This is a genomic window from Dactylosporangium salmoneum (genome assembly GCF_039532525.1).
GTDB classification, from domain to species: domain Bacteria; phylum Actinomycetota; class Actinomycetes; order Mycobacteriales; family Micromonosporaceae; genus Dactylosporangium; species Dactylosporangium salmoneum.
In genome coordinates, this window is sequence record NZ_BAAARV010000006.1 from 1 (window position 1) to 26,435 (window position 26,435).

General features: G+C 74.0%; 25 protein-coding genes. 8 read left to right on the top strand and 17 right to left on the bottom strand.

What is annotated here, in order from left to right:
• Positions 1-157: 157 nt before the first annotated feature.
• A complete protein-coding gene (locus ABD352_RS04865) occupies positions 158-901 on the top strand; it encodes an aminoglycoside adenylyltransferase domain-containing protein (RefSeq protein WP_344610982.1) in 744 nt (247 codons plus the stop codon).
• A 41-nt stretch (positions 902-942) separates the two neighbouring features.
• Here ABD352_RS04865 and ABD352_RS04870 read toward each other — a convergent pair whose 3' ends face one another.
• The 4 genes from ABD352_RS04870 to ABD352_RS04885 form a co-directional block, all read right to left on the bottom strand.
• The gene (locus tag ABD352_RS04870; protein WP_344610983.1) at positions 943-1,677 is read right to left on the bottom strand and encodes a class I SAM-dependent methyltransferase; all 735 of its coding nucleotides are present in this window, start codon (positions 1,675-1,677) and stop codon (positions 943-945) included.
• Between the two features lie 49 nt (positions 1,678-1,726).
• Complete coding sequence (locus ABD352_RS04875) at positions 1,727-2,134, bottom strand: hypothetical protein (protein WP_344610984.1); 408 nt, start codon at positions 2,132-2,134, stop codon at positions 1,727-1,729.
• 814 nt (positions 2,135-2,948) lie between these two features.
• Positions 2,949-3,842 (bottom strand): hypothetical protein, encoded by an 894-nt coding sequence (locus ABD352_RS04880; protein ID WP_344610985.1) that lies wholly within the window; start codon positions 3,840-3,842, stop codon positions 2,949-2,951.
• Complete coding sequence (locus ABD352_RS04885; RefSeq protein WP_344610986.1) at positions 3,839-5,158, bottom strand: ATP-binding protein; 1,320 nt, start codon at positions 5,156-5,158, stop codon at positions 3,839-3,841. Before ABD352_RS04885 ends, ABD352_RS04880 begins: the two co-directional genes overlap by 4 nt.
• 149 nt (positions 5,159-5,307) lie before the next feature.
• On the opposite strand from ABD352_RS04885, the gene ABD352_RS04890 reads away from it, so the two are divergent.
• Positions 5,308-6,909, top strand: a complete 1,602-nt coding sequence (locus tag ABD352_RS04890; RefSeq protein WP_344610987.1) for a tetratricopeptide repeat protein — start codon at positions 5,308-5,310, stop codon at positions 6,907-6,909.
• Positions 6,910-7,171: 262 nt separating this feature from the next.
• Here ABD352_RS04890 and ABD352_RS04895 read toward each other — a convergent pair whose 3' ends face one another.
• From ABD352_RS04895 to ABD352_RS04905, 3 genes are read right to left on the bottom strand one after another with little or no spacing between them, the layout of a single operon-like run.
• Positions 7,172-7,900 carry an ABC transporter permease gene (locus tag ABD352_RS04895; protein ID WP_344610988.1) on the bottom strand — a complete coding sequence of 243 codons (729 nt, stop codon included), beginning with the start codon at positions 7,898-7,900 and terminating at the stop codon, positions 7,172-7,174.
• Positions 7,897-9,372 (bottom strand): ABC transporter permease subunit, encoded by a 1,476-nt coding sequence (locus ABD352_RS04900; RefSeq protein WP_344610989.1) that lies wholly within the window; start codon positions 9,370-9,372, stop codon positions 7,897-7,899. Before ABD352_RS04900 ends, ABD352_RS04895 begins: the two co-directional genes overlap by 4 nt.
• The gene (locus tag ABD352_RS04905) at positions 9,369-10,277 is read right to left on the bottom strand and encodes an ATP-binding cassette domain-containing protein (RefSeq protein WP_344610990.1); all 909 of its coding nucleotides are present in this window, start codon (positions 10,275-10,277) and stop codon (positions 9,369-9,371) included. Before ABD352_RS04905 ends, ABD352_RS04900 begins: the two co-directional genes overlap by 4 nt.
• 65 nt (positions 10,278-10,342) lie before the next feature.
• Between ABD352_RS04905 and ABD352_RS04910 the strand changes: the two genes are divergently transcribed.
• Both ABD352_RS04910 and ABD352_RS04915 read left to right on the top strand, forming a co-directional pair.
• A complete protein-coding gene (locus ABD352_RS04910) occupies positions 10,343-11,005 on the top strand; it encodes a response regulator transcription factor (RefSeq protein WP_344610991.1) in 663 nt (220 codons plus the stop codon).
• A gap of 1 nt (position 11,006) precedes the next feature.
• Positions 11,007-12,074: a sensor histidine kinase gene (locus ABD352_RS04915; RefSeq protein ID WP_344610992.1), complete on the top strand. Its 1,068-nt coding sequence runs from the start codon at positions 11,007-11,009 to the stop codon at positions 12,072-12,074.
• Positions 12,075-12,253: 179 nt separating this feature from the next.
• Here the strand turns inward: ABD352_RS04915 and ABD352_RS04920 are convergent, their stop codons facing one another.
• The gene (locus tag ABD352_RS04920; RefSeq protein WP_344610993.1) at positions 12,254-12,703 is read right to left on the bottom strand and encodes a hypothetical protein; all 450 of its coding nucleotides are present in this window, start codon (positions 12,701-12,703) and stop codon (positions 12,254-12,256) included.
• A gap of 138 nt (positions 12,704-12,841) precedes the next feature.
• On the opposite strand from ABD352_RS04920, the gene ABD352_RS04925 reads away from it, so the two are divergent.
• Positions 12,842-13,648 (top strand): class I SAM-dependent methyltransferase, encoded by an 807-nt coding sequence (locus tag ABD352_RS04925; RefSeq protein WP_344610994.1) that lies wholly within the window; start codon positions 12,842-12,844, stop codon positions 13,646-13,648.
• Here ABD352_RS04925 and ABD352_RS04930 read toward each other — a convergent pair.
• The 3 genes from ABD352_RS04930 to ABD352_RS04940 form a co-directional block, all read right to left on the bottom strand.
• A complete protein-coding gene (locus ABD352_RS04930; RefSeq protein ID WP_344610995.1) occupies positions 13,593-14,201 on the bottom strand; it encodes a hypothetical protein in 609 nt (202 codons plus the stop codon). The genes ABD352_RS04925 and ABD352_RS04930 overlap by 56 nt on opposite strands.
• Before the next feature lie 36 nt (positions 14,202-14,237).
• A complete protein-coding gene (locus ABD352_RS04935; protein WP_344610996.1) occupies positions 14,238-15,092 on the bottom strand; it encodes a hypothetical protein in 855 nt (284 codons plus the stop codon).
• A 236-nt stretch (positions 15,093-15,328) separates the two neighbouring features.
• Positions 15,329-15,616 carry a YggT family protein gene (locus tag ABD352_RS04940; protein WP_344610997.1) on the bottom strand — a complete coding sequence of 96 codons (288 nt, stop codon included), beginning with the start codon at positions 15,614-15,616 and terminating at the stop codon, positions 15,329-15,331.
• A 168-nt stretch (positions 15,617-15,784) separates the two neighbouring features.
• Here ABD352_RS04940 and katG point away from each other — a divergent pair, with 168 nt between their 5' ends.
• Positions 15,785-18,028: a catalase/peroxidase HPI gene (gene katG / locus ABD352_RS04945; protein ID WP_344610998.1), complete on the top strand. Its 2,244-nt coding sequence runs from the start codon at positions 15,785-15,787 to the stop codon at positions 18,026-18,028.
• 43 nt (positions 18,029-18,071) lie between these two features.
• Here katG and ABD352_RS04950 read toward each other — a convergent pair whose 3' ends face one another.
• Positions 18,072-18,920, bottom strand: coding sequence for an NAD-dependent epimerase/dehydratase family protein (locus ABD352_RS04950; protein ID WP_344610999.1), 849 nt, complete (start codon positions 18,918-18,920; stop codon positions 18,072-18,074).
• Between the two features lie 74 nt (positions 18,921-18,994).
• On the opposite strand from ABD352_RS04950, the gene ABD352_RS04955 reads away from it, so the two are divergent.
• The gene (locus ABD352_RS04955) at positions 18,995-19,768 is read left to right on the top strand and encodes a mechanosensitive ion channel family protein (protein ID WP_344611000.1); all 774 of its coding nucleotides are present in this window, start codon (positions 18,995-18,997) and stop codon (positions 19,766-19,768) included.
• On the opposite strand, the gene ABD352_RS04960 is transcribed toward ABD352_RS04955, so the two are convergent.
• A complete protein-coding gene (locus ABD352_RS04960; RefSeq protein ID WP_344611001.1) occupies positions 19,765-20,640 on the bottom strand; it encodes an RNA polymerase sigma-70 factor in 876 nt (291 codons plus the stop codon). The two genes, ABD352_RS04955 and ABD352_RS04960, sit on opposite strands and share 4 nt — an antisense overlap.
• 95 nt (positions 20,641-20,735) lie before the next feature.
• On the opposite strand from ABD352_RS04960, the gene ABD352_RS04965 reads away from it, so the two are divergent.
• Positions 20,736-21,488, top strand: coding sequence for an SDR family NAD(P)-dependent oxidoreductase (locus ABD352_RS04965; protein WP_344611002.1), 753 nt, complete (start codon positions 20,736-20,738; stop codon positions 21,486-21,488).
• Here the strand turns inward: ABD352_RS04965 and ABD352_RS04970 are convergent.
• The 4 genes from ABD352_RS04970 to ABD352_RS04985 form a co-directional block, all read right to left on the bottom strand.
• Complete coding sequence (locus ABD352_RS04970) at positions 21,460-21,924, bottom strand: nucleotide triphosphate diphosphatase NUDT15 (RefSeq protein WP_344611003.1); 465 nt, start codon at positions 21,922-21,924, stop codon at positions 21,460-21,462. The genes ABD352_RS04965 and ABD352_RS04970 overlap by 29 nt on opposite strands.
• Before the next feature lie 362 nt (positions 21,925-22,286).
• Entirely contained in the window at positions 22,287-22,766 is a 480-nt protein-coding gene (locus ABD352_RS04975) for a hypothetical protein (protein ID WP_344611004.1), read from the bottom strand.
• A gap of 79 nt (positions 22,767-22,845) precedes the next feature.
• Positions 22,846-25,440, bottom strand: coding sequence for a beta propeller repeat protein (locus tag ABD352_RS04980; protein WP_344611005.1), 2,595 nt, complete (start codon positions 25,438-25,440; stop codon positions 22,846-22,848).
• 235 nt (positions 25,441-25,675) lie between these two features.
• Positions 25,676-26,359: an SDR family NAD(P)-dependent oxidoreductase gene (locus tag ABD352_RS04985; RefSeq protein WP_344611006.1), complete on the bottom strand. Its 684-nt coding sequence runs from the start codon at positions 26,357-26,359 to the stop codon at positions 25,676-25,678.
• Between the last annotated feature and the right edge of the window lie 76 nt (positions 26,360-26,435).

Here is a 26,435-nt window from a genome sequence, read left to right on the forward strand (position 1 = left end):
CCGCGCCGCCCCTCACGCGCCGCGCCGCCCCTCACGCGCCGCGCCGCCCCTCACGCGCCGCGCCGTCGCCAGTCGCGGGCAGCCGACGATCGGCACCGCCAGCGGGTCGAGCCATACCATTGACTGTCAGGGTGACGTCGGCGGTTATCGTGGCGGCATGCGCCTCGACGGCTACCTCGGTGCGGTCGTGTACCGGCTGCAGGGCATCTTCCGCGGGCGGCTGGTCGGCGTGTACCCGGCCGGCTCGCTCGCCTTCGACGCGTTCCAGCCCGGCCGCAGCGACATCGACCTGCTCGCGGTGGCCGAGGAGCCGACCGCGGAGGAGATCGACGCGGTGGTGGCCGCGCTCGGACACGACGCCCTGCCGTGCCCGGCCGCCGGCCTCGAGTTCGTCCTCTACGACCGCGCGACGCTGGCCGGCCTGGGCACCGAGGCCGGGTTCGCGCTCAATCTCAACACCGGGGCGGAGCTGCCGTACAAGGCCGAGACCGACCCCGGCGACGGGCCCACCTTCTGGTATCCGATCGACCGGGACATGGTCCGCCAGCAGCGGCGCGCGCTGATCGGCCCGCCGTTCACCGACCTCGTCACCCGGGTGCGGTCGCGGCAGCTGCTGCCGGTCGTGGCCGAATCGGTCGCCACGCAGCTGGCGGCGCTCGGGGACCACGGCGACAATGCGGTCCTCAACGGGTGCCGGGCGCTGCGGTACTGCGTGGAGCGCACCTGGTCGCCCAAGCGCGTGGCCGGGGCGTGGGCGGCCGAGCACCTGCCGGAGGAGGCGGAGCTGATCCGCGCCGCCCTGGACAGCCACGCCCGCGGCCGCGAGGCGGGCCAGGAGCTCGACCGCGAGGCGGCCGCCGCCTTCCTGACCCGCGTCCACGAGCTGCTGACGACCGGATAGCGGCTACCCGGCGGTGTCCGGCGCGGGGCCGGCGGCTCGGGTCAGTCCTTGCGGTACACCGAGACATGGCTGCGGCTGCCGGGCCCGAACGGCTCGCGGTGCCAGTTCGCGTACCTGGCCTCGAGCGTCAGCCCGGCGCCGGCGGCCAGCTCGTCGATCTGCTCCGGCCAGCGGTAATGCATGCCGAACGGCTTGAGCCGCACGCCCTCGTTGGTGAACGTCACGGTCTGCCGCACGAACGTCTGGGCCTGACGGTCGTACTGGTGCAGCCGGATCGTCACCGCGTCCTCGGTCACCGACCGGACCTGGACCTGCTGCTCGTCCCGGTCGAAGTCGGCCGGGTCGGGGACGAAGGCCTCGACGACGAACCGCCCGCCCGGGGCCAGGACCCGCGCGACGTTGCGGAAGCAGTCCTCCTGCCGGCCCTCGCCGGTCAGGTTGAACAGCGTGTTGAACACGAGGTAGACCAGCGGATAGGGGCCGGGGAGACCGACGTCGGCCATGTCGGCGACGAGCACCGGGATGCCGTCGCCGCCGGGCTTGGTCCGCATCAGCTCGACCATCTCCGGCGAGGCCTCGATGCCCTCGACCGGCACGCCGTGCGCGGCCAGGGGCAGGGCGACCCGGCCGCTGCCGATGGCCAGCTCCAGCGCGGGGCCGCCGCCGGCTAGGCCGGCCAGGAACTCGGCGCAGGGGCCGGGGTCGGGGTTGTCGGTGGAGTCGTAGGTGGCCGCCCATTGGCGCCCGAACAGTCCAGGATCGTCGAGTATCGCCATGGCCTCACCACAGCAGAGGTCCGTCGATTCCGCCACCGCAATTGCTGATTCACGGTCGTCGACGCAGCAGCAGGGTGGTACCGCTGACCGCGGCGATCCGGCCGTCGGCGAGGCGCAGCAGCGCGGTCGGCACGCCGTGGCAGCCGAGCGGCTCGGGGACCCAGGCGTGTTCGTCGCGGCGCCACGCAGTCGCGCAGTCCTGGCCGGCGGCGGGGCCGACGGCGTAGATCGCCGGCGGGGGCGCTGGCGGTCCGCCGAGCACCTGCGTCGCGTCCGGGTCGGTCGGTGGGCGCAGCGCGAAGACGGCCCGGAACGGCGGCGCGTCGTCCGGCACGGTCCGCCGGTCCGGCGCCCAGCCCGCGCCGCTGTCCGACGTCAGCACCCGGGCGCTGCGGCCCGCCGCGCCGACGGCCACGAACGCCGAACCATCGTGGACCACGCCGGTCAGCTCGGTCACCCCGGCCGGGATGTCCGCGGACCATTCGGCGCCGCCGTCCCCGGCTGGTCCACATGACCGCCTTGTCGGCGGACCGGCCGACGGCGACGGCCGGGCCGATGTCCTCGACGGGGCGCCGGGTGCCGGACTCCAGCCGGTACCTGCCGGGGGCGCCGGCTACGGCGAGCGGCCGGACGTCGTCGCCGGCGTTCGGGGGCAACGGCAGCGGGCGGTCGTCCCACGGTCCGTAGCCGGGGGAGAGGTACACCGTCGGCGCTTTCCCGTGCAACCCGACCACGGCGAACTGGCCGCGCACGACACCGACCCCGGCCGGCACGTCCCCGGCGGCGTCCCGCGGCGTGCGCAGCTGGCCGGCCTCCCAGTGCTCCGGCGTGCCCTTCACCGTGGCGCCCCAGGCGGCGTCCCCGGCGGTCGTCGCGGCCACGGTCAGCCAGCCCTGCGGCCCCTCGGCCGCGCCGACGACCGTCTCCCGCTCGGTGATCTGCGGCGACGTCGGGGGCAGCTGCACCGGCCACTCCCGACGCACCGTGACACAGTCGCCGGTGCCCTGCCACGAGCCGGTCCACCGCCGCCGGCCGGCCTCGACCGGCCCGACGGCCCAGAAGCACCCGCCGGGCGCCGGCATGAGCAGGGTCGCGGTGGCCGTGGCCCCGGCCGGCACGGTGAACGCGTCCGGATACGCCCGCCAGGCCGCCGCGCCGTCGCCCTCGCCGGTCGCCGCCCCGCAGGCCGCGACCGCGGCGCCGGTCAGTGCCAGCAGCGCCAGCGCGCCCGGCCGCCACCGCCCGGTCCGCATCACCCCGACGCTACATGATCAACCACCGGTCGTGACCGGAACCGGGGTTCCCTGCTGTACCTCCAGCACCGCCCGGTCGCCGAGGGGCTTCGCCAGGTCGACGGTCGTGCTGCGCGGGGCGCCGATGGCCGTACAGGCCTCACCCGGGGCGTGCGGGTGCTCCACGACGATGACGACCACGGCGTTGTCCGACTCGACGGCCTCGGCGGTGTAGTCCGAGCCGCAGGGCTGGTCGCCCCCGCGTGGGGCGCCGGTGAACTTCACCGTCAGCCGCTTGCCGTCCGCACTCGCCGTCGCCGACTCGATGGCCATGCCGCCGGGCGCGTTGTACGGGTCCCACGACGGTGGCACCACCTGAACGGCGGCGGACGCGGCCACGGCCACCCGGGTCACCAGGACCGCGGAGCCCTTGATCGTGTACTGCCACGCCGGCGCGGTCGCGTCGCCGCGCGTGGTCCGGATCGCGGTCGTGCCGAGGCGGGCGCCGGTGACCTCCAGCGGCCGGCAGTTGCCGCAGTCGCCGGGGGCCGCGGCGGCGACCAGCTGCCGGAGGGCCTCGCCGGCCGAGATCAGGGGCAGCGTCTGCCGGGCGCCGGCGGCCCAGATCACCTCGCCGGTCGGCTGCGGCGCCTCCGGCAGCGTCGCGGCGGTGATCACCCTGCCGGTCAGCAGCGCCGCCTTGCCGTCCTGGATCTGCGCCTCCCAGTCGCCGACCTGGCCGGTCAGCTCGCCGACGGGCGCGAAGCGCTGCGTGCCGCCGGCGTCGGCGACGGCCTTGTCGTAGCGGGCCAGGGCCTCGTCGGCCTGCCGCCGCAGCCGTTCCAGCCCCTCCTCGCCCGGCCCGGCCCCGCCGCCCCTGGCGCAGCCGGCCAGCACCACGAGGACGACGGCGAGCAGCGATGCGCGTTTCACAGCAGCCGGTTCCGTTTCAGGTAGGCGACCAGGTCGTCGTACGCACCGCCCTCGTTGGCGAAGAGCGCGACGTTGCGCGCCGTGGCGAACCACGGCCCGGTCGAGGACCGTACGTCGGGCAGCGCGCGGTCGAAGTCGCGCTGCTCGATCATCCGCACCTCGCCGCTGCGGATCGAGTCGGCCATCGCCAGCTCGGCCGCGCTCTCGCACAGATGGGCCAGATCGGCGCCGGAGAAACCGGCCGTGGCGGCCACCAGCTTCGGCAGGTCGATGCCCGCGATCGGCCGTTCCCGCACGTGGTACCGCAGGATCGCCTCCCGGGCCGGCCCGTCCGGCGGCAGCACCAGCGCGATGCGGTCGAGGCGCCCGGGCCGGCGCAGCGCCGGGTCGACGTCCCACGGCGCGTTGGTCGCGGCCAGCACGAACACGCCCTCGTTGTCGCCCTCGAGGCCGTCGAGCTCGGCGAGCAGCTGGTTGCTCAGCGTGCGCATCGCCGACGAGCCGAGCTGTCCGCGCTTGTGGCCGAGCGCGTCGATCTCGTCGAGGAACAGCACGCAGGGCGCGTTGCGGCGGGCCGCCTCGAACAGCTCGTGCAGGTTGCGCTCGGAGCTGCCGATCCACATGTCGAGAACGTCCACGATGGACAGCGACATGAACTGGGCACCCAGCTCGCCGGCGACCGCTCGGGCGAGGAAGGTCTTGCCGCAGCCCGGCGGGCCGTAGAGCAGGAGGCCGCCGCGGAGGCTCTTGCCGTACAGGCGGCGCAGTTCCGGGTATTGCATCGGCCCGAGGAACGCGAGCTCCAGCCGCTGCTTCACCTCGGCCATGCCGCCGACGTCGGCGAGCCTGACGGTGGGGGCCTCCACGTCGAACACGCGGTCGGCCGGGCCCCGGACCGGATCGGGCTCGCCGCCGGTGCTGAATCGGGGCGGCAGCAGGTCTTCGAGCTCGCGCTCGTACGCCGCGAGCGGGTCCTCCGCCCGCCCCTGCCGGGCCGGCGCGGCCCTCGGCGGTTCGCCGGCCGGCACTGCTGTGGGTGGTTCGCCGGCCGGCACTGCCGGGGCCGGTTTGCTGGCTGGCGCTGCTGTGGGCGGTTCGCCGGTCGGCGACCGGTCGGGCTCGAGGCAGCGGCGCATCAGGGCGAGGGCCTCGGGGTTGGCCGGTTCGCTGGTGAGGACGTGGCCGACGTGGGCGATCGCCTCGGGGCGGCGCCCGGCGTCCAGCAGCAGCGCGGCGAGGTGCAGCCGCAGCACGGCGTCCCCCGGCCGGGCCTCCACGGCGGCCTGCAGCGAGGCGATCAACGGCGACTCGGTCATGCACTCTCCCCGATGTGTACGGCGGCAGTCTATTTCGCCCGCGGCCGCCTCCGGAACGCCGTGACGCATCGTGGTTGATCGAATCGCGGTGGGTAACGGGCAGCGCGGTGGGACGGAAAATTGTCGGTGGCGGCGTCTACCTTGGACCCGTGATCGAGCCGGGGTGGCAACAGCAGGAGATGTTGAAGGCCGCGGCGCTGCTGGAAGTGGGGCGCGCCGCGGCGGCGAGACAGCGCGCGGCCGCGGTGCTGGCCGACGATCCGGACAACGTCGAGGCGTGGTGCCTGATGGCCCGCGCCCACCACGCCGACGACGACTTCCCCGCGATGCGCGCCGCCGCCGCGCGGGCCGTCGCCGTCGCGCCGGATCAGGCCGCGGGCCACGTGCTGCTCGCCTTCGCCTGCGTCGGCCTGCAGGAGGGCGAGCCGGCCCGCACGGCGGCGCTGGAGGCGGTCCGGCTGGCACCGCACGACTGGCGCGCGCACACCGCCCTGGGCCTGGCCGAGCTGGGCACCGGCCACCCGCGGCGCGCCTTCCGCTCGGCCGGCCGGGCCGTCGCGCTCGCCCCGGACGAGTCCGCGCCGCACCGCATCCGCGCCATGATGCTGCAGGCCGTCGGCCTGACCATGCCGGCCTCGAAATCGTTCCGCAAGGCCCTGGCCCTCGACCCGCAGGACACGACGGCGCTGGTCGGCCTGGCCCGCGCCGCCATCCGGTCCGGCCGCCTGGTCACCGCCGCCCGCCACCTCGGCGCCGCCCTGTCCTTCGCCCCGACCGACGGGGATGCCCGCACCCAGCTCGACCGCCTCCTCATCGGCGCCGTCGGCGGCTGGACCGTCGTCGTGGTGTGGTGCGCCGGCCTGCTCGGCGGCTTCGCGATGCTCCCGTGGATGTGGCCGGCCCCGCCGCTGCTGATCGCCCTCTGGGCCGGCGCCGCGGCGAGGGTGTGGGGCGCGCTGTCGCCGGGGCTGCGGGCATACGCGGCGGCACAGCTGCGCACCGACCCGCGGGCCCGCACCCGTGTGGCCGCCGCCGCCCTGTGCCTGGCCACGGGTGCCGCCCTGACCGTGGACGCCGCGCGCCAGGACCCGGCGGGCACCCTGACCGCGGCGATGGCCGTCCTGTTCGGCGTCCACATCCTGGCGCTGCTGCTGTCGGGCGCCGCCGTCATGATCGCCGACCGCCTGATCGCCGGTCCGCCCCGCGCGGGGACCACGCCGTCCGGCGCGGCCACCGGCACCGATCTGCTGGCCGAACACCGGGAGGACTCGTTCGCCGGGAGGTGGGCGCTGCGGGTGACGCGGGTCGGCGCGCTGTGCGCCGCGGCGCCGTGGGTGATGAGCGTCGACCCGCCGCGGGCGTGGCCGGACCGTGCGCTGGCCGCCGCCGCCGGGCTCGTGGTCCTGGCCGGTCACGCGGTGTGGTCCCGGCGGCGCCTCATCCGCCGCCCTGGGCCGCCCAACGCGGTGCTCGGGGTGCTGCTGCTGCCGCTCAGCCTGGCCTTTACGGCCGAGGTGGTCACCATCGCCGCCGCCGCGATCCTGCCGACGGGGTGGCTGCCGCTGCCCGACGTCATCGCGGTGCCGGGCTTCGTGTCCATCGTGGGCGGCGTGCTGGCGTGGCTGGGGTGGCTGGCGTGGTTGCCGTACGCGGCAGTGCGCCACCTGGTGCCATCGCGCCGGCCATCGTCTCCCGGCGCCGGGACGAGCCCGGGCCCGGGTTCCGCGTGGGGTGAGGCCATGCCGCCGTAGCGCGACGCGGGGTGCCGGGTGGGCCTGCTGCGTGCAGAGCGGCTCGTCCGTGTCGGCCACGGACCTCGTTGGCGGACATGCCAGCCTCCGGGGGTCCCAGTTCAGCCCCGGAGGCTGGCATCCGCCGGCGACGCCGGTCGCGCGGTGCGGGCCGGTCGCGTGGCGGGGGCCGGTCGCGTGGCGGGGGCCGGTCGCGTGGCGGGGGCCGGTCGCGTGGTGCGGGCCGGTCGCGTGGCGGGGGCCGGTCGCGTGGCGCGGGCGGTCAGGCGTCGCGGCGCAGCAGCAGGAGCCAGCCCGCCAGCATGCCGGCCAGGGCCCACAGGGACAGCACGCCCAGGCCGGACCACGGGGCGATCGGCAGGGACGCGAGGTCCCGGGTCGCCTGCACGGCGGTGCCGGCGCTCATCGGGCCGATCTGCTCCAGGCGCCGCGACCACGTCGGGTCGGTCACCACGCGGGCCACGACCGGCCACGCGTAGAGCAGGCCGAGCACGATGCCGACCGCGGTGGCCGGCTGGCGGGCCGCGGTCGCCACGCCCAGGCTCAGCAGGGCGATCAGCTCCAGGTACAGCACCGACCCCACCGCGGGCCGCCAGAGGAACCCGTGCGCGGGCAGCAGCAGGTGACCGGTCAGCACCGAGCCGGCCACGCCGAGGACCGCGGCGGCGAGGACGACGGCCGACGTGACGACCGCCTTGGCCAGCAGCAGGCGGGTGCGGCGGGGCACGGCGGCCAGGCTGACCCGGACCATGCCGTTGCTGTACTCGTTGCCGATCGCGAGCACCGCCAGGATCGCGACCACGGCCTGGCCGAGCTGGACGCCGGTCAGGGAGACCTTGGTGAGGTCGGCCGCGCACTCGCCGCGGCAGGAGATCGCCGCGGCCGCCCCCGCGCTCAGCCCGATCGTCGCCGCGACCACCCCGGCCAGCAGCCACCAGGTGCCGGGGGACGTGCGCAGCTTGGTCCACTCGGCCAGCAGGGCCCCCTTCACGCGTCCCTCCGGCGCAGCGCGACGGCGGCGCCGCCGAGCACGGCGGCGATCCACAGGGCGAGCACCGCGAGGCCGCCCCAGGCGCTCAGCGGGAAGTACCCGTCGGCGGGCGAATAGACGGTGTCGATCTGCGCCCATCGCGGCTCGGCCTGCTGCAGCGCGAAGGCCGCCGCCGGGGTGACCCGCAGCAGCCAGTCGGAGGCGCGCAGCGGCAGGACGGTGACCGACAGCAGGTACGGCAGCACGATCACCACGATCGACACGGTGACGGCGGTGACGCCCCGGCGCAGGAGTGCGCCCAGCCCGACGGCGAGGACCGCGCAGCCGGCCAGGAGCGCGGCCGTGCCGACGATCATCCGGGCCTCGGTCGTGGCGGGGACCGGGGCGACGTGCACCCCGTTGTCCCGCAGGACGCCGACGCCGAACTTCACCACGATCCACGCCGCGACCAGGCCGGCGGCGAAGGCGGCCGCGCCGATCACGAGGGCCTTGGCGGCGAGCACCCGGGCGCGGTGCGGGCCGGCGGCGAAGGTGGTGCGGATGAGGCCGCGGCGGAACTCGGCGGTGACGGACATGGCCCCGACGACCACCATGAAGATGAGGCCGACGAAGGTGCCGATGAGGGTCTGGCTGAGGCTCACGCCGCCGCCGCCCGCCGTCGAGGGGGCGATGTCGCCGGAGCCGGTGATCGTCCAGCCGTCGGCGGTCTGTTCGAAGCCGGCCATGTCGCGGGCGGCGGGGCCGGTCGGCGCGCCGAGGACGGTCCCCTCCCAGGCCGGGGACCACGAGCCGGCCGTGGCCAGGTGGTCGAACGCGGCCGTGGCCTGGCTGGGGCCGCCCTGGATGCCAGTGAGCACCACGGCCTGGTTGACCTGGTTGGCGTACTCCGGGGAGGTCACGAACAACCCGGCCGTCACGGTCTGCGGCAGCCCGGGCAGCCGCGCGGTCCCGACCGTCGTCCACGCCGAGCCGTCGGCGGACTGCTCCGCCTTGATGACGTCGCCGGTGCGGGTCAGGCGCAGCCACGCGGCCCCGCCGGCGGAGGCGCCCGCCTGGTCGTGCGTGTAGTCGTACTGCAGCCGCACCCCATGCTCGCCGGTGCGCATGACTGCCGCGTACGCCGAGCCCTGGGTCGTGCCGTCCTTCACGATGAGGCCGGCCTTGGCCCACGGGGCGAGCTTGTCGCCGCCCTCGAACAGCTTGCCGCTCATGTCGGCGACCCGGGCGGTGATGGTGCCGTCGCCGGTCAGGGTGCGGTGCACGAACGTGAACGAGTCCGTGACCTCGCCGCCCTCGGGGCCGTGCACCGGGGTGCAGTCGGAGTCCGGGCCGTGCTGGCCGCAGGAGCCCTGCCGGCCGGGGGCGAGGCCGAAGGCGAGGATGACCAGGCCGCCGGCGAGCAGCCCGATGATCCAGCCGCGCACGGTGCGCAGCTTCGTCCACTCGGCGCGCAGCAGACGCAGGAAGCTCATCGGGCGGCCCCCCGGAACTCGACAGCGTCGCGGGTCAGCTCGAGGTAGGCGTCCTCCAGGGTGGCCCGGTGCGCGGCGACCTCGGAGAAGGGCACGCCGGCCTTGCCGAGCGCGGCGACGACGTCCTCGGCCGCCGGTCCGGCCACGGTGAGGGTGCCGTCGCCGTTGCGGGTCACGGTGGCGCCGGCTGCCCGCAGTACATCTGCGGCATCGTCGATCGCCGAGGAGCGCACGGTGATCCGGCCGTTGGCGGCGCCGGCCAGCAGCTGCGCCACGCTCGCGTCGGCGATCACCCGGCCCCGCCCGACCACCACGACGTGGTCGGCGGTGCCCTGCAGCTCGCTCATGAGGTGGCTGGAGACGAGCACCGCCCGGCCGTGGGCGGCCAGGTCGCGCAGGAAGGTGCGCATCCAGATGATGCCCTCCGGGTCCATGCCGTTGAACGGCTCGTCGAGCATGAGCGCGGGCGGGTCGCCGAGCAGGGCGGCGGCGATGCCGAGGCGCTGGCGCATGCCGAGGGAGTAGCCCCCGGCCCGGCGGCCTCCGACGCCGCCGAGGCCGGTCAGCTCCAGCACCTCGTCGACGCGGCGGCCCGGCAGGCCCTGCGAGTGAGCGAGCCACAGCAGGTGGTTGCGGGCCGTGCGGCCGGGCTGCAGGGCGGAGGCGTCCAGCAGCGAGCCGAGGTGGCACAGCGGCCGGTCCAGGGTGCGGTACGGCTTCCCGCCGACCAGCGCCGTGCCCTCCTCGGCGGCGTCGAGGCCGAGCACGACCCGCATGGTGGTGGACTTGCCGGCGCCGTTCGGGCCGACGAACCCGGTGACGTGCCCGGGGCGGACGGTGAACGTCATCCCGTCCAGCGCGAGATTGGGCCCGAACCGCTTGCGCAGGCCCTCAACCGTAATCATGGTGTCCGGTCTACGCGCCGGTCGGTGACACCACGGTGTCACCGCGCGTTTGGCATGGTGGAGCCATGCGCGTGCTCGTCGTGGAGGACTTCGGAATCCTCGCCCGGACCATCGGCACCGGCCTGCGCCGGGAAGGCCTGGCCGTCGACGTGGTGCTCGACGGCGCGGACGCGCTGGAGCGCCTCGCGGTCACCCGGTACGACGTGGTCGTCCTCGACCGGGACCTGCCCGGCGTCGGCGGCGACGACGTCTGCCGCCACATCGTGGCCGCCCACCCGGCCAGCCGGGTGCTCATGCTGACCGCGTCCGGCACCGTGCGTGACCGGATCGAGGGCCTGGGCCTCGGCGCCGACGACTACCTGCCCAAGCCGTTCGACTTCGACGAGCTGGTGGCCCGCATCCGGGCCCTCGCCCGGCGCCCGTCGACCGCGCTGCCCCCGGTGCTCACTGCCGTCGACCTCACCCTCGACCCCGCCCAGCGCGTCGCCACCCGGGCCGGGCGCCGCCTGGAGCTGACCCCCAAGGAGTTCGGCGTGCTGGAGTGCCTCATGGCGGCCGGCGGGCGTCCGGTGTCCGCCGAGGAGCTGCTCGAGCGGGTCTGGGACGAGGCCGCGGACCCGTTCACGACCACGGTGAAGACGACGGTACGGCGGCTGCGCGCCCGCCTGGGTGACCCGCCCGTCGTGCACACCGTCCGTGAGGCCGGCTACCGGATCGGGGAGGCCTGACGTGGCCCGCCGCACGACGCTGCGCCGACGGCTCACCCTCCTCTACGCCGGGCCGTTCCTCGTCTCCGGCGCCGCCCTGCTCATGGTGCCGCTGCTCGGTGTCAGCCGCACGAGGCCCGCGGAAGGCCAGGGCGGCCCGCCGCTGCCGGGGCAGGGCACCGAGGTCGGCAACCACCTGCTCGGGGTGACGGCCATCGCCTTCGCCGCCATGGTGCTGATCTCGATCGTGCTCGGCTGGGTGATCGCCGGCCGGTTCCTCCGCCCACTGCGGATCATGATCGACACCGCCCGGGACATCTCGGCCACCAACCTGCACCGCCGGCTCGGCCTCACCGGCCGCCGCGACGAGTTCGCCGAGCTGGCCGGCACCCTCGACGATCTGTTCGGCCGCCTGGAGGCGTCGTTCGTGGCCCAGCGGCGCTTCGTGGCCAACGCCTCGCACGAGCTGCGCACCCCGCTCACCGCCCAGCGCACCCTGCTGCAGGTCGCCCTGGCCGACCCGGCCGCCTCCGCCGAGACCCTGCGCGAGGCGGGCCGCGAGGTCCTGGCGCTGGGCGAGACGCAGGCGCGGCTGATCGACGCGCTGCTGACCCTGGCCACGGGCGAGCAGGGCATCGAGCGCCCCGCGCCGTTCGACCTGGCCTCGGTGACCCGGCGGGTGGTCGGTGCCCGCTCGGAGGAGCGCGTCCCCTTCGTGCTGTCCCTGGCGCCGGCGTCCGTGACCGGTGACGAGCAGCTCGCCGAGATCCTGGTGACCAACCTGGTCGACAACGCGATCAAGCACAACGTCGACGGCGGGCGGGTGGACGTCACCACCGAGGGCTCGACGCTCACGATCGCCAATACGGGTCCACCGGTACCGCATGAGGAGCTCGACCGCCTCTTCCAGCCCTTCCAGCGCCTCGGCACCCAGCGGGTCCGCACCGGCGCCGACGGCTACGGCCTCGGGCTGGCCATCGTGCGCGCGATCGCCCAGGCCCACGGCGCCGAGGTGCGCGCCAGCCCACTCGCCGGCGGCGGCCTGAGCGTGACCGTCACGTTCCCGGATCGCCGTACCGCTGGCCCGTGACCGCGGCGCGGCGGGTGGGCGGCGCCCATCGCCTGATCCGCGACGCGTGGGACGCCACGGCCGCCGTCCGCCGCGAGAACTGGCGCCTGATCCTGCTCTCCCCGCCTGACCCACACCACCGTCCCGGACCGCTCCGCAAGGGCGGACAAGCGCCCGGGCGTGCATTAGTACGACGCCGATCAGCCGATGCGTAGCAGGAGTACCTCGTCGTCGGAGAGCCTCGCGATGGCGTCACGCAGCAGCGACAGTGTTTCCTCCATCGCGTAGCGGGCTTCCTCGTCGTCCAGTTCCAACTCGATCGAGCCATCGAGCAGGTCGCCGGGTTCGTGGGCGGCCGGGTCGAGGCGGTCGAGGTACGCCTTGGCGTCGCTCGTGATCAGCGTCGTGTAGCCGTGGTCCTTGTTGAGGGCCGCGGATGCTTCGTGCAGGCCCGGACTCTCCAGCAGGATGTTCAGCGTGTCCAGGCTCTCCAGGACGTTGAGCATGACATAGCCGGACCAGCCGTACTCCTCGTCGAGTTCCGCACCGAATCGGTGGACCGCCTCCCAGGTGCGTCCCGAGCCAGCGGCGCTGATGATCGCGGGCAGGTCGCTGGTCTGGACGACATGGAGCGAGGCGATGGACGACACCGGCGGATCGTACCGGTCGGCCGGCCGCAGCCGGCGTCCTGCGGCGCGCCAACGGGCCTGATCCAGCACCATCGCCGTCGGCGGGGCCGGCGGCATATTCAGTGGTACCCGCTGCATCGCCGTCAGTACGGTCGGCGGATGGACAGCTTCGAGCGGCTGGTGGCCGAGGCCGTCGCGGTACCGCTGCAGGGTTGGGACTTCAGCTGGCTCGACGGCCGCGCCGAGGGCTCGCAGCCGTCGTGGTCGTACCCCGCCCTGGCCCGCGAGCTGCTGCGGGACTGCGCCGCCCTGCTCGACATCGACACGGGCGGCGGCGAGTTCCTGGCCTCCCTGGCCCCGCTCCCGGCCCGCACCACCGCGATCGAGGGCTGGCCGCCGAACGTGCCCGTCGCCCGCGACCGGCTCGCCCCGCTCGGCGCCGAGGTGCGCTTCGCCCCCGGCGCGACGCTGCCCGTCGAGTCCGGCTCCGTCGACGTCGTCCTCAACCGCCACGGCCGCCTCGACCCGCAGGAGGTCGCGCGCGTCCTCCGGCCCGGCGGCACGCTGCTCACCCAGCAGGTCGGCAGCGACGACTGCGCGGCGATCAACGCTGCCTTGGGAGCCCCGACCACCCACGGTACGGCGTGGAATGCCGAAACGGCGGCCCAGGCGCTGACGGACGCCGGTCTCACCGTGACCGGCGTGCGCGAGGAGTGGCCGCCGTTCACCTTCTTCGACGTGGGCGCGCTGGTGTACCAATTGCGCGCCGTGCCCTGGCAGGTCCCGGACTTCACCGCCGACCGGTACGACGCCGCCCTGCGCCGCATCGACCAGCGGATCCGCGCCGAGGGCGCCTTCCGCGTCCACGCCCACCGCTTCCTCATCCAGGCCTCGCGCCCGGACCCGGGGATCAATCGTCCGGCGAGCCCGGCGCTCGGGGCAGGCCCAGGTGGTCGAGCAGGGTGAAGTACAGGTCCTCGGCGACTTCGTAGCGGGCCGACGGGAGCCGCAGCCGGCCGCCGAGGCCCGGGCGGCGCGCGGTTCGCAGAAGCCGCCGGATCGGGGCGGGCGGGACCCGGTAGCCGGCCTCGGCCGCCCAGTCGACGGCGTGACGGGTGGCCTTCGCGGGCGGGCAGCCGAAGCCGGCGATCATGTCGCGGGCCCGCCGGCGGGCGGCCGCGCGGGAGGCTCCGGACATCACGTGGTGGTCGCGCTCGAAGGCGTACGCGGTCTGCCGGTCGAGCCAGACGCCCCACGGGTCGCCGTGCGGACTGGCCGCGATGACCTGGCCGTGGTCGCTGTCGGCGATGTAGGCGGTGAGCACCGGGCTCGACGTGGCGGCCACCAGGCCGAGCAGCGGGTCGAGGGAATCGCCGAGCAGGTTGTCCGGGATGCCGAACACGCGCCAGCCGTCGCCGCGGCGGGCGCCCTCGTGGTCGCGGACCACCGCGCCGTGGGCCTCGAGGGCCGGCGGCAGGCGCTCGGCGCGGGCCGTGATCAGCGTGCCCCAGAAGCCCATGGCCGAGAACTCTAGACAGGCCGTGTGATGGGGGCGTCACGGTCGTGGGGGTACGTGCTCCCCGACGGCTTCCATCGCTTCGACCGCCCACTCCGGCAGGGGTGGCGGCCAGCTGTCGGGGTCCCAGCTCATGAGGATCAGGCGAACCCGGCAGTGGGGGCCCGTCCTGGCCATCGCGCGGAGGCAGTGGCGGGCGGCGGGCGGGTCGTCGAAGGCGTACACGAACTGGGCGACCAGGCTTTCCAGCAGGTCGGCGGCTTCGTCGTGCATGAGCCGCGCCAGCGCGTCCACGATGTGGTCCAGGCGGGGTGGTCTGGTGTCCGAACGGAGCACGTCGCACAGCACCGGGGCCACGTCGGCGAGGTCGGCCGCAGTGGCCATGCGCACGACCGTCTCGAAGTCCTCCCAGCGCCGCTCGCCGGCGAGCCGGCGCACCACCGCGGGGGCGGACGCCTCGAACTCGGGGATTTGGGCGCACGCGAGGACGTGCTTGGTCAGGAGGTCCGTCGCTGCCGGGTCCGGCACCGATCCGTCGAACGGCCTGGGGCCGAGGACCTCGCATGGTGGATCGCCCCAGCCGTCCTCGACCAGCCACCGGATGTGGCGCCATGGCGGCTCGATCTTGCCGGCGGCGATCAGGGCGCGCGACTCGCGGTTGTTGCGGGCCGCCAGCGGTATCACCGACAGCGGCAGGTCCTCGCCCGTCGACCGCGAGCGGGCGCGTCTCGGCCTTCTCCCGTGCCGCGGCCCGGGGCCATGGGCCATCCACTCGGCCAGCGGATATTCGTCCTCGACGTCCTTCCAGTAGTAGTTGTCGAACACGGCAATGACGTCGTCGGGAGCCCGGTCCATCAGCAGGGGGCCCGGAATGGTGATGGGTGCGGGGGACACGGCGTCCAAATAGGGCCGGTTGCTCACTCGTCCGCTGACCCTTCGGTGTGGGTTACCTGGCGACCGGGCGGGCGGAGCACCACGCCGCCGGCCAGGTAGCCGATAAGCTCAGCCAACGGGGCGTCGCGCAGGGCCGCGACGGCCGTGTGGTGCGCGGACGTAGCCGGGAAGCGTCAGGACGGCTCCCGGCCCGTTCGTGCGGCGACGGCGCGGCGAATATGAGCCGGCGGCGGGGGTTAGTACAGAGCGCCGATCACCGCGCGAAGCAGGATGATGGCCAGGAAGACCACGATGAACGCCAGGTCCAGGGAGACGCCGCCCATGCGGACGGGTGGCAGGGCGCGGCGCACCGGGGCCAGGACCGGCTCGGTGATGGCGCGCACGCCGACGGCCAGGCGGTTGCGCACCGAGCCGGCGGCGGCCGGGCCGGCGAGCACGAAGCTCCAGTCCAGCGCGACGCGGGCCAGCAGCAACACCTGGAACGCCAGCAACGCCAGGCTCACGAGCCAGAGCACAAGACCCATCTGGTACCTCCAACAAACCGTCGAGACCCTGCAGCCAACTGTGCGTCATGACGGTGTGAATTCGCTGAGTGCCAGCTGAGAGCCCGCTCGAGTGGGGGAAGCGGGCAAAAGTTGAACGCTTCCAGAAAATCGGCATATGGTTCGTTATGTGACTTCGGAGGGACTGAGATGAGCGATATCAAGGACCAGAATGCGGCCGGGTGTCCGGTCGCGCACGACTCCGTAACCGCACACGGCAGTGACAGTGAGAACCCGGCGATCGACTCGCCGACGCCCCCGCCCGGTCGGCGGGCGCACACGAACCGGGACTGGTGGCCCAACCAGCTGGACCTGTCGGTGCTGCGCGCCCACGGGGACAAGAGCAACCCGCTGGGCGAGGGCTTCGCCTACGCCAAGGAGTTCGCGAAGCTCGACGTGGACGCGCTCAAGCGCGACATCGTCCAGGTGCTCACCACGTCGCAGGACTGGTGGCCGGCCGACTTCGGCCACTACGGCGGGCTCATGATCCGGATGAGCTGGCACGCGGCCGGCACGTACCGCATCTCCGACGGCCGCGGCGGGGCCGGCGACGGCGCTCAGCGCTTCGCCCCGCTCAACAGCTGGCCCGACAACGCCAACCTCGACAAGGCGCGCCGGCTGCTGTGGCCGGTGAAGCAGAAGTACGGCCAGAAGATCTCGTGGGCCGACCTGCTCGTGCTCGCCGGGAACGTGGCCCTGGAGTCGATGGGGTTCAAGACCTTCGGCTTCGGCTTCGGCCGCGTGGACGTGTGGGAGCCCGAGGAGATCTTCTGGGGCCCGGAGGACGCCTGGCTCGGCGACGAGCGCTACGTGAGCGACCGCGAGATGGTGCCGGACGTCGGCGCCACCGAGATGGGGCTCATCTACGTCAACCCCGAGGGGCCGCGCGGCAGCGCCGACGCGCGGGCGGCGGCCCACTTCATCCGGGAGACCTTCGGCCGGATGGCGATGAACGACGAGGAGACCGTCGCCCTCATCGCCGGCGGCCACACCTTCGGCAAGACCCACGGCGCCGGGGTCGCCGACGACCACGTCGGGCGCGAGCCGGAGGGCGCCCCGATCGAGGCGCAGGGCCTGGGCTGGCTGAGTGACTACGGCACCGGCAAGGGGGGCGACGCGATCACCAGCGGGCTGGAGGTCACGTGGAGCGACCGGCCGACCCAGTGGAGCAACCGGTTCTTCGAGATCCTCTTCGGCTACGAGTGGGAGCTCACCACGAGCCCCGGCGGCGCGAAGCAGTGGGTCGCCAAGGACGCCGAGGCGATCATCCCCGACGCGCACGACCCGTCGAAGAAGCACAGGCCGACGATGCTCACCACCGACCTGTCGCTGCGGGTGGATCCGGCGTACGAGAAGATCTCCCGCCGCTTCCTGGCGAACCCCGACGAGTTCGCGCTGGCCTTCGCCAAGGCCTGGTACAAGCTGCTGCACCGCGACATGGGCCCGGTCAGCCGCTTCCTCGGGCCCTGGGTCCCCGAGGCCCAGCTGTGGCAGGACCCGGTGCCGGCGGTCGAGGGCGACCTCGTGGGCGACGCCGACATCGCCGCCCTGAAGGCCAAGGTGCTCGAGTCCGGCCTCACGACCGCCCAGCTGGTCTCGACCGCCTGGGCCGCGGCCGCGAGCTTCCGCTCCACCGACAAGCGCGGCGGGGCCAACGGGGCCCGGCTGCGCCTGGAGCCCCAGCGCTCCTGGGCGGTCAACCAGCCCGAGCGGCTCGCCCCGGTGCTGCGCACCCTCGAGGGCATCCAGCGCGAGTTCAACGAGGCCGGCGGGGCCAAGATCTCGCTGGCCGACCTGATCGTGCTGGCCGGCTCCGCGGCGGTGGAGAAGGCGGCGCGCGACGCCGGCGTCGACGTGACCGTGCCGTTCCACCCGGGCCGCACCGACGCCACGCAGGAGCAGACCGACGTCGAGTCGTTCGCGGTGCTCGAGCCGCGGGCCGACGGGTTCCGCAACTGGGTGCGGGCCGGCGAGAAGCTCCCGCCGGAGACGCTGCTCGTCGACCGGGCCTACATGCTCGACCTGACCGCGCCGGAGATGACCGTCCTCGTCGGCGGCCTGCGCGGCCTCGGCGCCAACGTCGGGGACGCCAAGCACGGCGTGCTCACCGAGCGTCCCGGCCGGCTCACGAACGACTTCTTCGTCAACCTGCTCGCCCCGGGCACCCGCTGGAAGGCGTCGGCGTCCGAGGAGAACGTGTACGAGATCCGGGACGTGAGCACGGACGAGCTGAAGTGGACGGCCACCGCGACCGACCTCGTCTTCGGCTCCAACTCCCAGCTGCGGGCCCTCGCCGAGGTCTACGCCAGCCAGGACGCCCGCGACAAGTTCGTCGCCGACTTCGTCGCGGCGTGGACGAAGGTCATGGAGCTGGACCGCTTCGACCTGCAGTAGCGCCGGCGCGGCCGCGGCCACCCGAACGGTGGCCGCGGCCGCGTCACAGCGGCGGGACGTCGAGCAGCCGGGTCGCCCCGAAGCCGAGCAGGCGCTCGATGGCGCCGGTGTCGATCGGGGTGGCGCGGCCCGGGATCGGGCGGCGGACCTCGGCGCCGGGGTGGAACTCGGCGATGAGCTCGGCCGTCGGGCGCGGGTCCAGGGTGCGCGGCGCGGCCAGGAACACCGGGTGGAAGCCGCTCACCGGCCGGGTCAGGGCCAGCCAGGCGGCCTCGGCGGCGTCGTCGATGTGCAGGTACGACCACGAGTCGGCGGCCATCCCGGCCGGGTCGTCGCGGCTGGCGCGGGCCACTCGCTCCAGGTCCGGCCAGTCGACGGTGAACGGCAGCCGCAGCGCGACGACGTCCATGCCGTAGCGGCGGTGCATCATCGCCGCGGTCGCCTCGTCGACCTGCTTCGACAGCGAGTACGGGTCCTCGACCTGCAGCGGGGTGGCCTCGTCGATCGGGTAGTACGCCGGGTGCAGCACGTGCGGGGCGAAGCGCAGCCCCAGGATCGAGTAGCTGCTGGCGATCACGGCGCGCCGCACGCCCCGCCGGGCCGCCTCCTCCAGCACGACGAACGTGGCCCGCGTGTTGCCGGCGAAGACCTCCACCGGCGAGCCGAGGTCCGGGCTGCGCAGCGCGGCCAGGTGGACCACGGCGTCGACGCCGCCGGCCAGCGCCCGGCCTACGGTTTCGGGGTCGCCCGCATCGCCGACGACGACGTGGGAGGCCGCGGGGAGCGGGGCATCATCCAGTACCAATGCGGCAATGTCGGCTCCTTCGGCGGCCAGCCGGGCGCAGACCGCACGCCCGATGCTGCCCGCGGCGCCGGTGACGAGGACGCGCACGGTCGAACCATAACCCCGAAACGGACCCGGGTATGGTCACGAACGGTGCCGGATCGGACGAAGGAGGAGCGGCTATGGTTTGGCGGGCACGGCGCGTGGGCGAGCAGCACCACACCGCGGCAATGGACGCGTGGCGGGCGATCGACCTGCGGGTGCGGCCCGACTTCCGCAAGACCGTGGTCTTCGGCACACTCGCCCTGGCCACCCTCGTCACCGGCCACGACATCGGCGGGGTGCACGCCGAGTCCCTCCGCGTCCGGCTGGTCGCCTACGGCTGCGCGCTGCTGACCGTGCTGCTCGGGCTGGGCGCCACCCGCAGCGCGGCCCGCGAGGTGCGCCGGGTCACGATGGCCCGAGCCGGCGACGCGGCCGCCACGCCGCTGCGGCTCATGGTGCTGCTGGCCGGGTACCTGATCACCGCCCTAGCCGTCTGCGACCTGCTCGGCGTCCAGCTGCGCCAGGTGCTGGTGGGCGGGGCGATCACCGGCATCGTGGTCGGCCTGGCGGCGCAGCCGGTGCTCGGCAACCTGTTCGCCGGCCTGGTACTGCTCTTCGCCCGCCCCTACGTGCCGGGCCAGCAGGTGCGGGTCATGTCCGGCGCCATCAACGGCCCGCACGTCGGCGTCGTCGTCTCGGCGGGCCTGCTGTACACCATGCTGGAGACCGCCGACGGGCCGCTCAACATCCCGAACTCGGCCCTGCTGGCCGCGGCGGTCGGCCCGGCGCCCAAGGACGCCGACGAGCCCGCCGCGGACCCCGGCGGCATCGCCCCGCCCGACGAGGGCGCCGCGCTCGCCACCGTGATCGCCGGCGCCGAGTCGGGCGAGGAGCCCAAGCCCGTCCGTTAGCGGCTCAGCGCCGTCTCGCCGCCGATGAAGGCGAGCTTCTCGGGATTGCGCACCGCATAGACGCCGGCGATGCGGCCGTCCTCCACGTGCAGCGCGAGGACCGTGTCGATCCGGCCGCCGATGCGCAGTACCAGCGCCGGGTGGCCGTTGACCTCGACCGGCTCGAGGATGCCCTCGGCGGCCATCCGGCCCGCCCCGGCGGCCAGGATGCGGGCCACCTTGGCGGCGCCCTCGATCGGCACCGGCACGGCCTTCACGACCCCGCCGCCGTCGCCGAGGAGGACCACGTCGGGCGCGAGGATGTCGAGCAGCTGCTGCAGCTCGCCGGTCTCGACCGCCCGCTGGAACGCCGCGAGCGCGGCGCGGGTCTGTGCGGCGGTCACGGTCCCGCGCGGGCGCCGGGCGGCGACGTGGTCGCGGGCCCGGTGCGCGATCTGGCGGACCGCCGCCTGGCTCTTGCCGACGGCCTCGGCGATTTCGTCGTACTCCAGGCCGAACACCTCGCGCAGCACGAACACGGCCCGCTCGGTCGGCCCGAGGGTCTCCAGCACCAGCAACATGGCCATCGACACGCTGTCGGCCAGCTCGACGTCCTCCGCCACGTCGGGCGCGGTCAGCAGCGGCTCGGGCAGCCAGGGCCCGACGTAGGACTCCTTGCGCCGGCGCAGGGTGCGCAGCCGCATGAGGGCCTGCCGGGTGGTGATGCGCACCAGGTACGCCCGCTGGTCCTGCACGGTGCCGAGGTCCACGCCCACCCACCGCAGCCACGTCTCCTGCAGGACGTCCTCGGCGTCGGCGGCCGAGCCGAGCATCTCGTACGCGACCGTGAAGAGCAGGTTGCGGTGAGCGACGAACGACTCCGTGTTGGTCATACCCACTCAGATGCCGGAAGCCGGGCGCCTGTGACAGGCGCGGGTGGTGGCCTGCATCACGTCACAGCCAGGGACGCGTCGGCATCTTCAAGGGCATGACCGAGTACACCACACCGCAGAAGGTCGCGCTGGTCACCGGCGCGAACAAGGGACTGGGCCGGGCCGCCGCCGCGCGGCTCGCCGCGCTGGGCATGACCGTGCTGCTGGGCGCCCGCAACCCCGCGCTGGGCGCCGAGGCCGCCGCCGCGATCGACGGCGACGTCCACGCGGTCACCTTGGACGTCACCGACCCGTTCTCGATCGAGGCCCTGGCCGGCCTGGTCGAGCAGCGCTACGGGCACCTCGACGTGCTCGTGAACAACGCCGGCATCTCCGGTTCCGGCCCGGTCGACCCGGTCAAGGCCGTGGACCAGCTGCCGAGCACCGTCGACGTGGACATGGTCCGCCGCGTCTTCGAGACCAACGTCTTCGGCGTGATCTCGGTGACCAACGCCATGCTGCCGCTGCTGCGCCGCTCGCCCGCGCCGCGGATCGTGAACATGAGCAGCCACGCGGGCTCGCTGACCATCTGCAGCAGCCCGGCCTTCGCGGGCCTGCCGCAGTCGGCCGCCTACTCGCCGTCGAAGTCCGCGCTCAACGCGCTGACCGTGCAGTACGCCAGTGAGCTGCGCTCGTCGGGAATCAAGGTGAACGCGGCGGCCCCGGGCTACTGCGCCACCGACAGCAACAACCACACGGGCACCCGCACCCCGGACGAGGGCGCCGCGATCGTGGTCGAGCTGGCCACCCTCCCGGACGACGGGCCGACCGGCGGCTACTTCAGCGACGAGGGCCCGATCCCCTGGTGACGGAGTTGCCGAGCTCCACCTGCCGCCGCACGTCGGTCAGGAAGGGGGAGCTCAGCAGCTGTACCCAGGGAAGGAACAACGGCTCGGGAAGGTGCTCGAACCCGAACCACCCCTGGTCCACGAACTTGGCGGGCTCCAGGATCTCCGGCTCCCCGTCCGGGCACTCGCCGACCATCCACACCGTCACGTAGTGGCGCCCCTCGGCGGCAAAGACGTCGTTGGTGACCGCGGCGACGCGCAGGCCGCCGACCTCCAGGCCGGTCTCCTCGACGACCTCCCGGGCCGCGGCATCCTCGAACGACTCGCCGTACTCGAGGTGCCCGCCCGGCACGGACCACGTCCCGGCCCCGTGCGCCCCGCGCCGCCGCCCCATGAGGAACTGCCCGTCCCGCACCACGAACACCCCGACCCCGACCCGCGGCTGCCCCTGATCCATGCCACCCAGTGTCCCCGAACGGAGAACAATCGGAGGCATGAGGCGGCGGTGGCTGTTCGCGGACCAGCTGGGGCCGCACTTCCTCGACGACGCCGGCCGGCCGGTCCTGATGGTGATCTCCAGGGCGGTTTTCCGGCGTAAGGCCTACCACCGGCAGAAGGCGCACCTCGTGCTGTCCGCGCTGCGGCACCGGGCGGCGGAGCTCGGCGACCGGGCCGAGCTGGTCACCGCCGAGCGGTACCGCGATGTGGTCGGCCGTGAGCCGTTGGAGGTGTCGCATCCGACGTCCCGCGCGGCGCGGGAGCTGGTCCGGTCGCTGCCGGACGTGCGGATGCCCGCGCCGCGCGGTCCCGGCGCCGCCGCTACTGAGCGGCCCCGGCGAGGACCCGGACCGGGGCCGGTCGGTGGAGCAGGGCGCGGTAGGCGGCGAGCCGGCGCAGCACCATGCAGGCGACGGGGAGCGTCGCGACGTACACCGCGCAGGGCACGGCGAGCAGGTGGAGGCGCGACATCTGCGTGGCGCAGGTGGTGGCGGCCGCCACGTTGGCGGCGACGTAGCACCAGGCGAGGGCCCGGGCCGTGCGCAGGGCCCACGGGCGGTACGAGCGCAGCCCCCGCCAGACGGCGAACGTCACGAGGGCGAGCAGGGGCGAGACGCAGTTGTCCGCGATCCAGAGGGCCGAGGCGGCGTCCTCGCCGATCGCCGGCGACGACAGGTAGGCGACCGGCCCCAGCAGCGGCGTCACGGTCAGGAACGTGGCGAGCCAGAGCAGCCCGCGCAGGAGCACCGAGCCGATCAGTCCGGCCAGCAGCCAGGTCGCGGCCGTTCTGTACTTGAACACGTTCAAATGATGCGCGCGGGCTTGGGGTCTTGGCAAGAGGCGGGGGCGCGGAAGACACTTCCGCGCCCCCGGTAGCGGGTCAGCCGAAGAGCAGAAGCTGCCACAGGTCGTAGGAGCGGATGCCGCGGCCGTGGGTGGCGGCGTACAGGCGGAGGCCCTGCAGGCCGGTGCGCAGTTCCATCGTGGTGGTCGTGGGCAGGTTGCGGCCGAGGACCTTCCAGCCGGTCTGGCCCGGCGCCCGGTACAGCACGCCCAGGTCGGTGCCGACGATCAGCCCGCCGCCCCAGATGACCTTGACGGCGTTGGCCGGGATGTCGGGCAGGTTCGCGGAGATGTCGGTCCAGTGGGCGCCCGCGTCGCGGGACTCGAAGACGTGGCCGACGCCAGCGCCCGGGCCCTCGGTCCACTTGCGGGAGTAGCCGTTCATGGCCACGAAGACGTGGTTCGGGTTGGCCGGGTCGACGTCGAAGCCGGAGACGTACCGGTTGGGAACGACGCCGTCGACCGGCAGGCTCAGCTGGTGCCAGCCGGTCCCGTCGGCCTTGCCGACCGCGATGCCGCGGGTGAAGCCCTGGTTGTTGCAGGGGCCGCACCAGCCGGCGTAGACCATGCCGCCGGAGATCGCGACGCCGGTGGCGACGTGGCCCGCGCCGAGGTCGAACACGTTGACCCAGTCGGCGCCCGACTGGATGTCGAAGCCCTGGTGCTGGACCCACACGTGGGTGCCGCCGGCCACCCAGTCCTTGCCGTCGGCGGCGATCGGCGCGATGAACCTGGCGCCGGCCGAGCCGAGGGCGTTGTCGGGCGGGGCGATGTTGCGGCTGGAGACCTTGCTCGGGTCGGTCATCCAGGAGCCGTCGTTGACGGCGCAGTTGTTGGTGACGGACAGGGCGAGGTACACGTACTCGGCGGCGATGTTGCAGCCGTTGGCCGGGTCGACGATGGTGTCGCCGCCGTCGCCGCCGAAGTTGGAGCCCATCACCCGGTCGCCCGGGCGCAGGATCGACTGGCCGTTGTCCTGCAGGCCGCCGCTGATGGCCAGGCCGGCGGTGCGGCCCTGCCGGTCGGCGCCGACGCCCACCGAGTAGTACTGCAGCACGTCCATGCTGCCGTCGTTGAGCGACGCCCAGTCGGTGGCGTGGCCGGACGCGTCGGCCTTGCCGTTGACCGGCCGCCGGTAGATGCCGCCGTCGTCGCCGACGATCAGGTACGGCTTGCCGCCGTTGCTGCCGATGGCGGCGGCGTGCTGGTCGGCGTGCACGGTCTGGTGGCAGTCACCGGTCTGCTTCGACGGGTCGATGCTCCAGCACGGGAAGTTGAAGTTCCAGTACGGGCCCGGCGTCGTCCACGTGGCCCCGGCGTCCTTGGTCTCGAAGACCTCCTCGAGCCCGATGTACAGGTGCCGCGGGTCCTTCGGGTCGACCTGGAGGAACTGGTTGTACCAGGCCTGGATGCCGGGCATGTAGCCGGGCGCGGTGTTCGCCGAGCCGGACGCGGCCAGCTTGTGGTAGTCGGCGGCCAGTCGCCACGGGCCGAACGGCGAGCCGGTGTCGGAGACGAAGACGCCGTACAGGTTGCTGTCGCCGTTCGTGGCCAGCATTTCCGGGGACTGCTCGATGGCGTAGTACTTCGAGCCGTCGGCGGAGCGGCCGAACGTGACCGCGCCGACGTTGTCGGGGTCGCTGGCGATGTCGCCGGCGAGCGTGATCTTCTGCCAGGCGCCGCCGACCTTGGTGTAGAAGCCGTTGTAGTCGTCGCCGCTGCGCCAGCCGACGGCGAGCACCACCTTCGACGGGTCGCGCGGGTCGATGGCGACGTCGTTGGTGATGTTCTTGTACGGGGCGTCCTCGTCGCCGGCGTCCGCGCCGCCCGGCAGGAACGTCGGGTTGGGCGCGAACTCCAGGTGCCACGGCCCCGCGAGGTTGGTGGTGGAGTGCGTCCACACGCCGCGGCTGGTGGCCGCCCACACGGTGTCGCCGCCGAAGCGCAGCGCCCGGATCGTGGTGTTCTCCAGCTCCGTGCCGCCGACCCGGTCCGACGGGGAGAACTCGCCGTGGCGGGGGTCGCCGAGCACGTACACGCCGGTGCCGACGAAGCTGGTCGAGCTGGTGTTGGCCTCGCCGGTGGCGAACCACAGCCGGCCGCGCCCGTCGAGGCGCAGGTCGCCGGTGGCCGGCGCGGGCAGCCTGTCGGAGATCGGCTGCCAGCGCCCGCCGCCGGTGGTGGAGCGCCACACGCCGCCGTTGGCCGAGCCGGCGTACACGTAGCCGCGGTCGTCGGCGGCCATGCCCACGACCCGGCCGGTGACGTTGCCGGCGCCGCCCGACGAGTTGGAGTTGATGTCGCGGTACCGCGGGTCGTCCGAGTTGTACGGCAGGCCCGTCTCGTCGACCCAGCGGCCGCCGGTCCGCGGCAGCGACTGCAGCTGCGCCCACGCGGCCGAGTAGGCGCCCGGCGCGACGATGCCGGGAGCGCTGCGGGCCTCGTTCCACTGGTCCGCCTGCTCCATGATGTCGCTGGTGCCCTCTTCGTCGTCGTCGCCCGGCGCGAAGCCGCGCACGGTGCCGTGGCGATGCGCGGTGGCCGCCCGGTCCCCGGCGTGCACGGGCCGGGGCGATCCCGGCGGCGCCGCGCCGGCGGGCAGCCCGCCGAGGATCAGGACCGTCGCCGACAACCCGGCGACGAGAGGTACACGTCGGTGCATGCTGGGCCGCAATGCCCGCTCCCTCCGTGACGAGCGCCGGCCGCGGGAGGACGGCGCACTCACGCCTGATCGTTCATGCGGCGCATTCCCGCGCAATGCAAACCGATCAATACCGGAATGGCAGAGGGTGCGGGAAAGGGTAGAACGATATCAATTTCCTACACCATGACGTGAAAGTGATTGGTTGAGGCGTTCCCAGGCGCCGTCACCAGCCCAGCTCCGCGTCGTCCTCCTGGAACGTGCCGGTCGGGCCGTCTGGGCCGATGGTGGCCACGCGCACGACGGTCCGCGCGCTCACCTCGACCGGGCGGCCGTGGCTGTTGTCCACGCCGCCGAGGCCCGTGTTGGTGTAGCCCGGCTCGACCGCGTTGAACTTCACCTCGGGGACCGCCCTGGCGTACTGCACGGTCAGCATCGACACCGCGGCCTTGCTGGCGCCGTAGACGATCGCGGCGACCTTCGACGCCGGGCGGGCCGGGTCGTGGTTGGCCGCGAAGGAGCCGAGCGCGCTGGAGACGTTGACGACGACCGGGTTGGCCGAGCGCCGCAGCAGCGGCAGCGCCGCCTCCGTGACGCGCACGACCGAGACGGCGTTGGTGTCGAAGACCTCGAGCGCCTCCGGGCCGTTGAGCCCGAGCTTGGCGATGCCGGCGTTGTTGACGAGCACGTCGAGGCCGCCGTCGGCGTCGATCCGCGCGATGGCCGCGGCGACGGAGGCGTCGTCGGTGACGTCGAGCCGCACGAACCGGGCGCCGAGCTCCTCCGCGGCCGCGGGGCCGTTGGACTCGTCGCGGGCGCCGACGTACACGATGTGCCCCAGGGCGATCAGTTGCCGGGCCGTTTCCTTGCCGAGGCCTCGGTTGGCCCCGGTGATCAGCGTGGTTGTCATGGTTTCGAGCCTGCGGTACCGCGCAGTCGCCAGGCAGTCGTCGGGTTTTCGTAGGAATGACAGGGCCAGGACAACG

What these genes read in the sequence shown, in the direction of transcription:
- ABD352_RS04865 (WP_344610982.1), top strand. Translation starts at nt 158, where the DNA reads ATGCGCCTCGACGGCTACCTCGGTGCGGTCGTGTACCGGCTGCAGGGC.
- ABD352_RS04870 (WP_344610983.1), bottom strand. Translation starts at nt 1,677, where the DNA reads ATGGCGATACTCGACGATCCTGGACTGTTCGGGCGCCAATGGGCGGCC.
- ABD352_RS04885 (WP_344610986.1), bottom strand. Translation starts at nt 5,158, where the DNA reads ATGACCGAGTCGCCGTTGATCGCCTCGCTGCAGGCCGCCGTGGAGGCC.
- ABD352_RS04900 (WP_344610989.1), bottom strand. Translation starts at nt 9,372, where the DNA reads ATGAGCTTCCTGCGTCTGCTGCGCGCCGAGTGGACGAAGCTGCGCACC.
- ABD352_RS04905 (WP_344610990.1), bottom strand. Translation starts at nt 10,277, where the DNA reads ATGATTACGGTTGAGGGCCTGCGCAAGCGGTTCGGGCCCAATCTCGCG.
- ABD352_RS04910 (WP_344610991.1), top strand. Translation starts at nt 10,343, where the DNA reads ATGCGCGTGCTCGTCGTGGAGGACTTCGGAATCCTCGCCCGGACCATC.
- ABD352_RS04925 (WP_344610994.1), top strand. Translation starts at nt 12,842, where the DNA reads ATGGACAGCTTCGAGCGGCTGGTGGCCGAGGCCGTCGCGGTACCGCTG.
- ABD352_RS04930 (WP_344610995.1), bottom strand. Translation starts at nt 14,201, where the DNA reads ATGGGCTTCTGGGGCACGCTGATCACGGCCCGCGCCGAGCGCCTGCCG.
- ABD352_RS04940 (WP_344610997.1), bottom strand. Translation starts at nt 15,616, where the DNA reads ATGGGTCTTGTGCTCTGGCTCGTGAGCCTGGCGTTGCTGGCGTTCCAG.
- katG (WP_344610998.1), top strand. Translation starts at nt 15,785, where the DNA reads ATGAGCGATATCAAGGACCAGAATGCGGCCGGGTGTCCGGTCGCGCAC.
- ABD352_RS04955 (WP_344611000.1), top strand. Translation starts at nt 18,995, where the DNA reads ATGGTTTGGCGGGCACGGCGCGTGGGCGAGCAGCACCACACCGCGGCA.
- ABD352_RS04960 (WP_344611001.1), bottom strand. Translation starts at nt 20,640, where the DNA reads ATGACCAACACGGAGTCGTTCGTCGCTCACCGCAACCTGCTCTTCACG.
- ABD352_RS04965 (WP_344611002.1), top strand. Translation starts at nt 20,736, where the DNA reads ATGACCGAGTACACCACACCGCAGAAGGTCGCGCTGGTCACCGGCGCG.
- ABD352_RS04970 (WP_344611003.1), bottom strand. Translation starts at nt 21,924, where the DNA reads ATGGATCAGGGGCAGCCGCGGGTCGGGGTCGGGGTGTTCGTGGTGCGG.
- ABD352_RS04985 (WP_344611006.1), bottom strand. Translation starts at nt 26,359, where the DNA reads ATGACAACCACGCTGATCACCGGGGCCAACCGAGGCCTCGGCAAGGAA.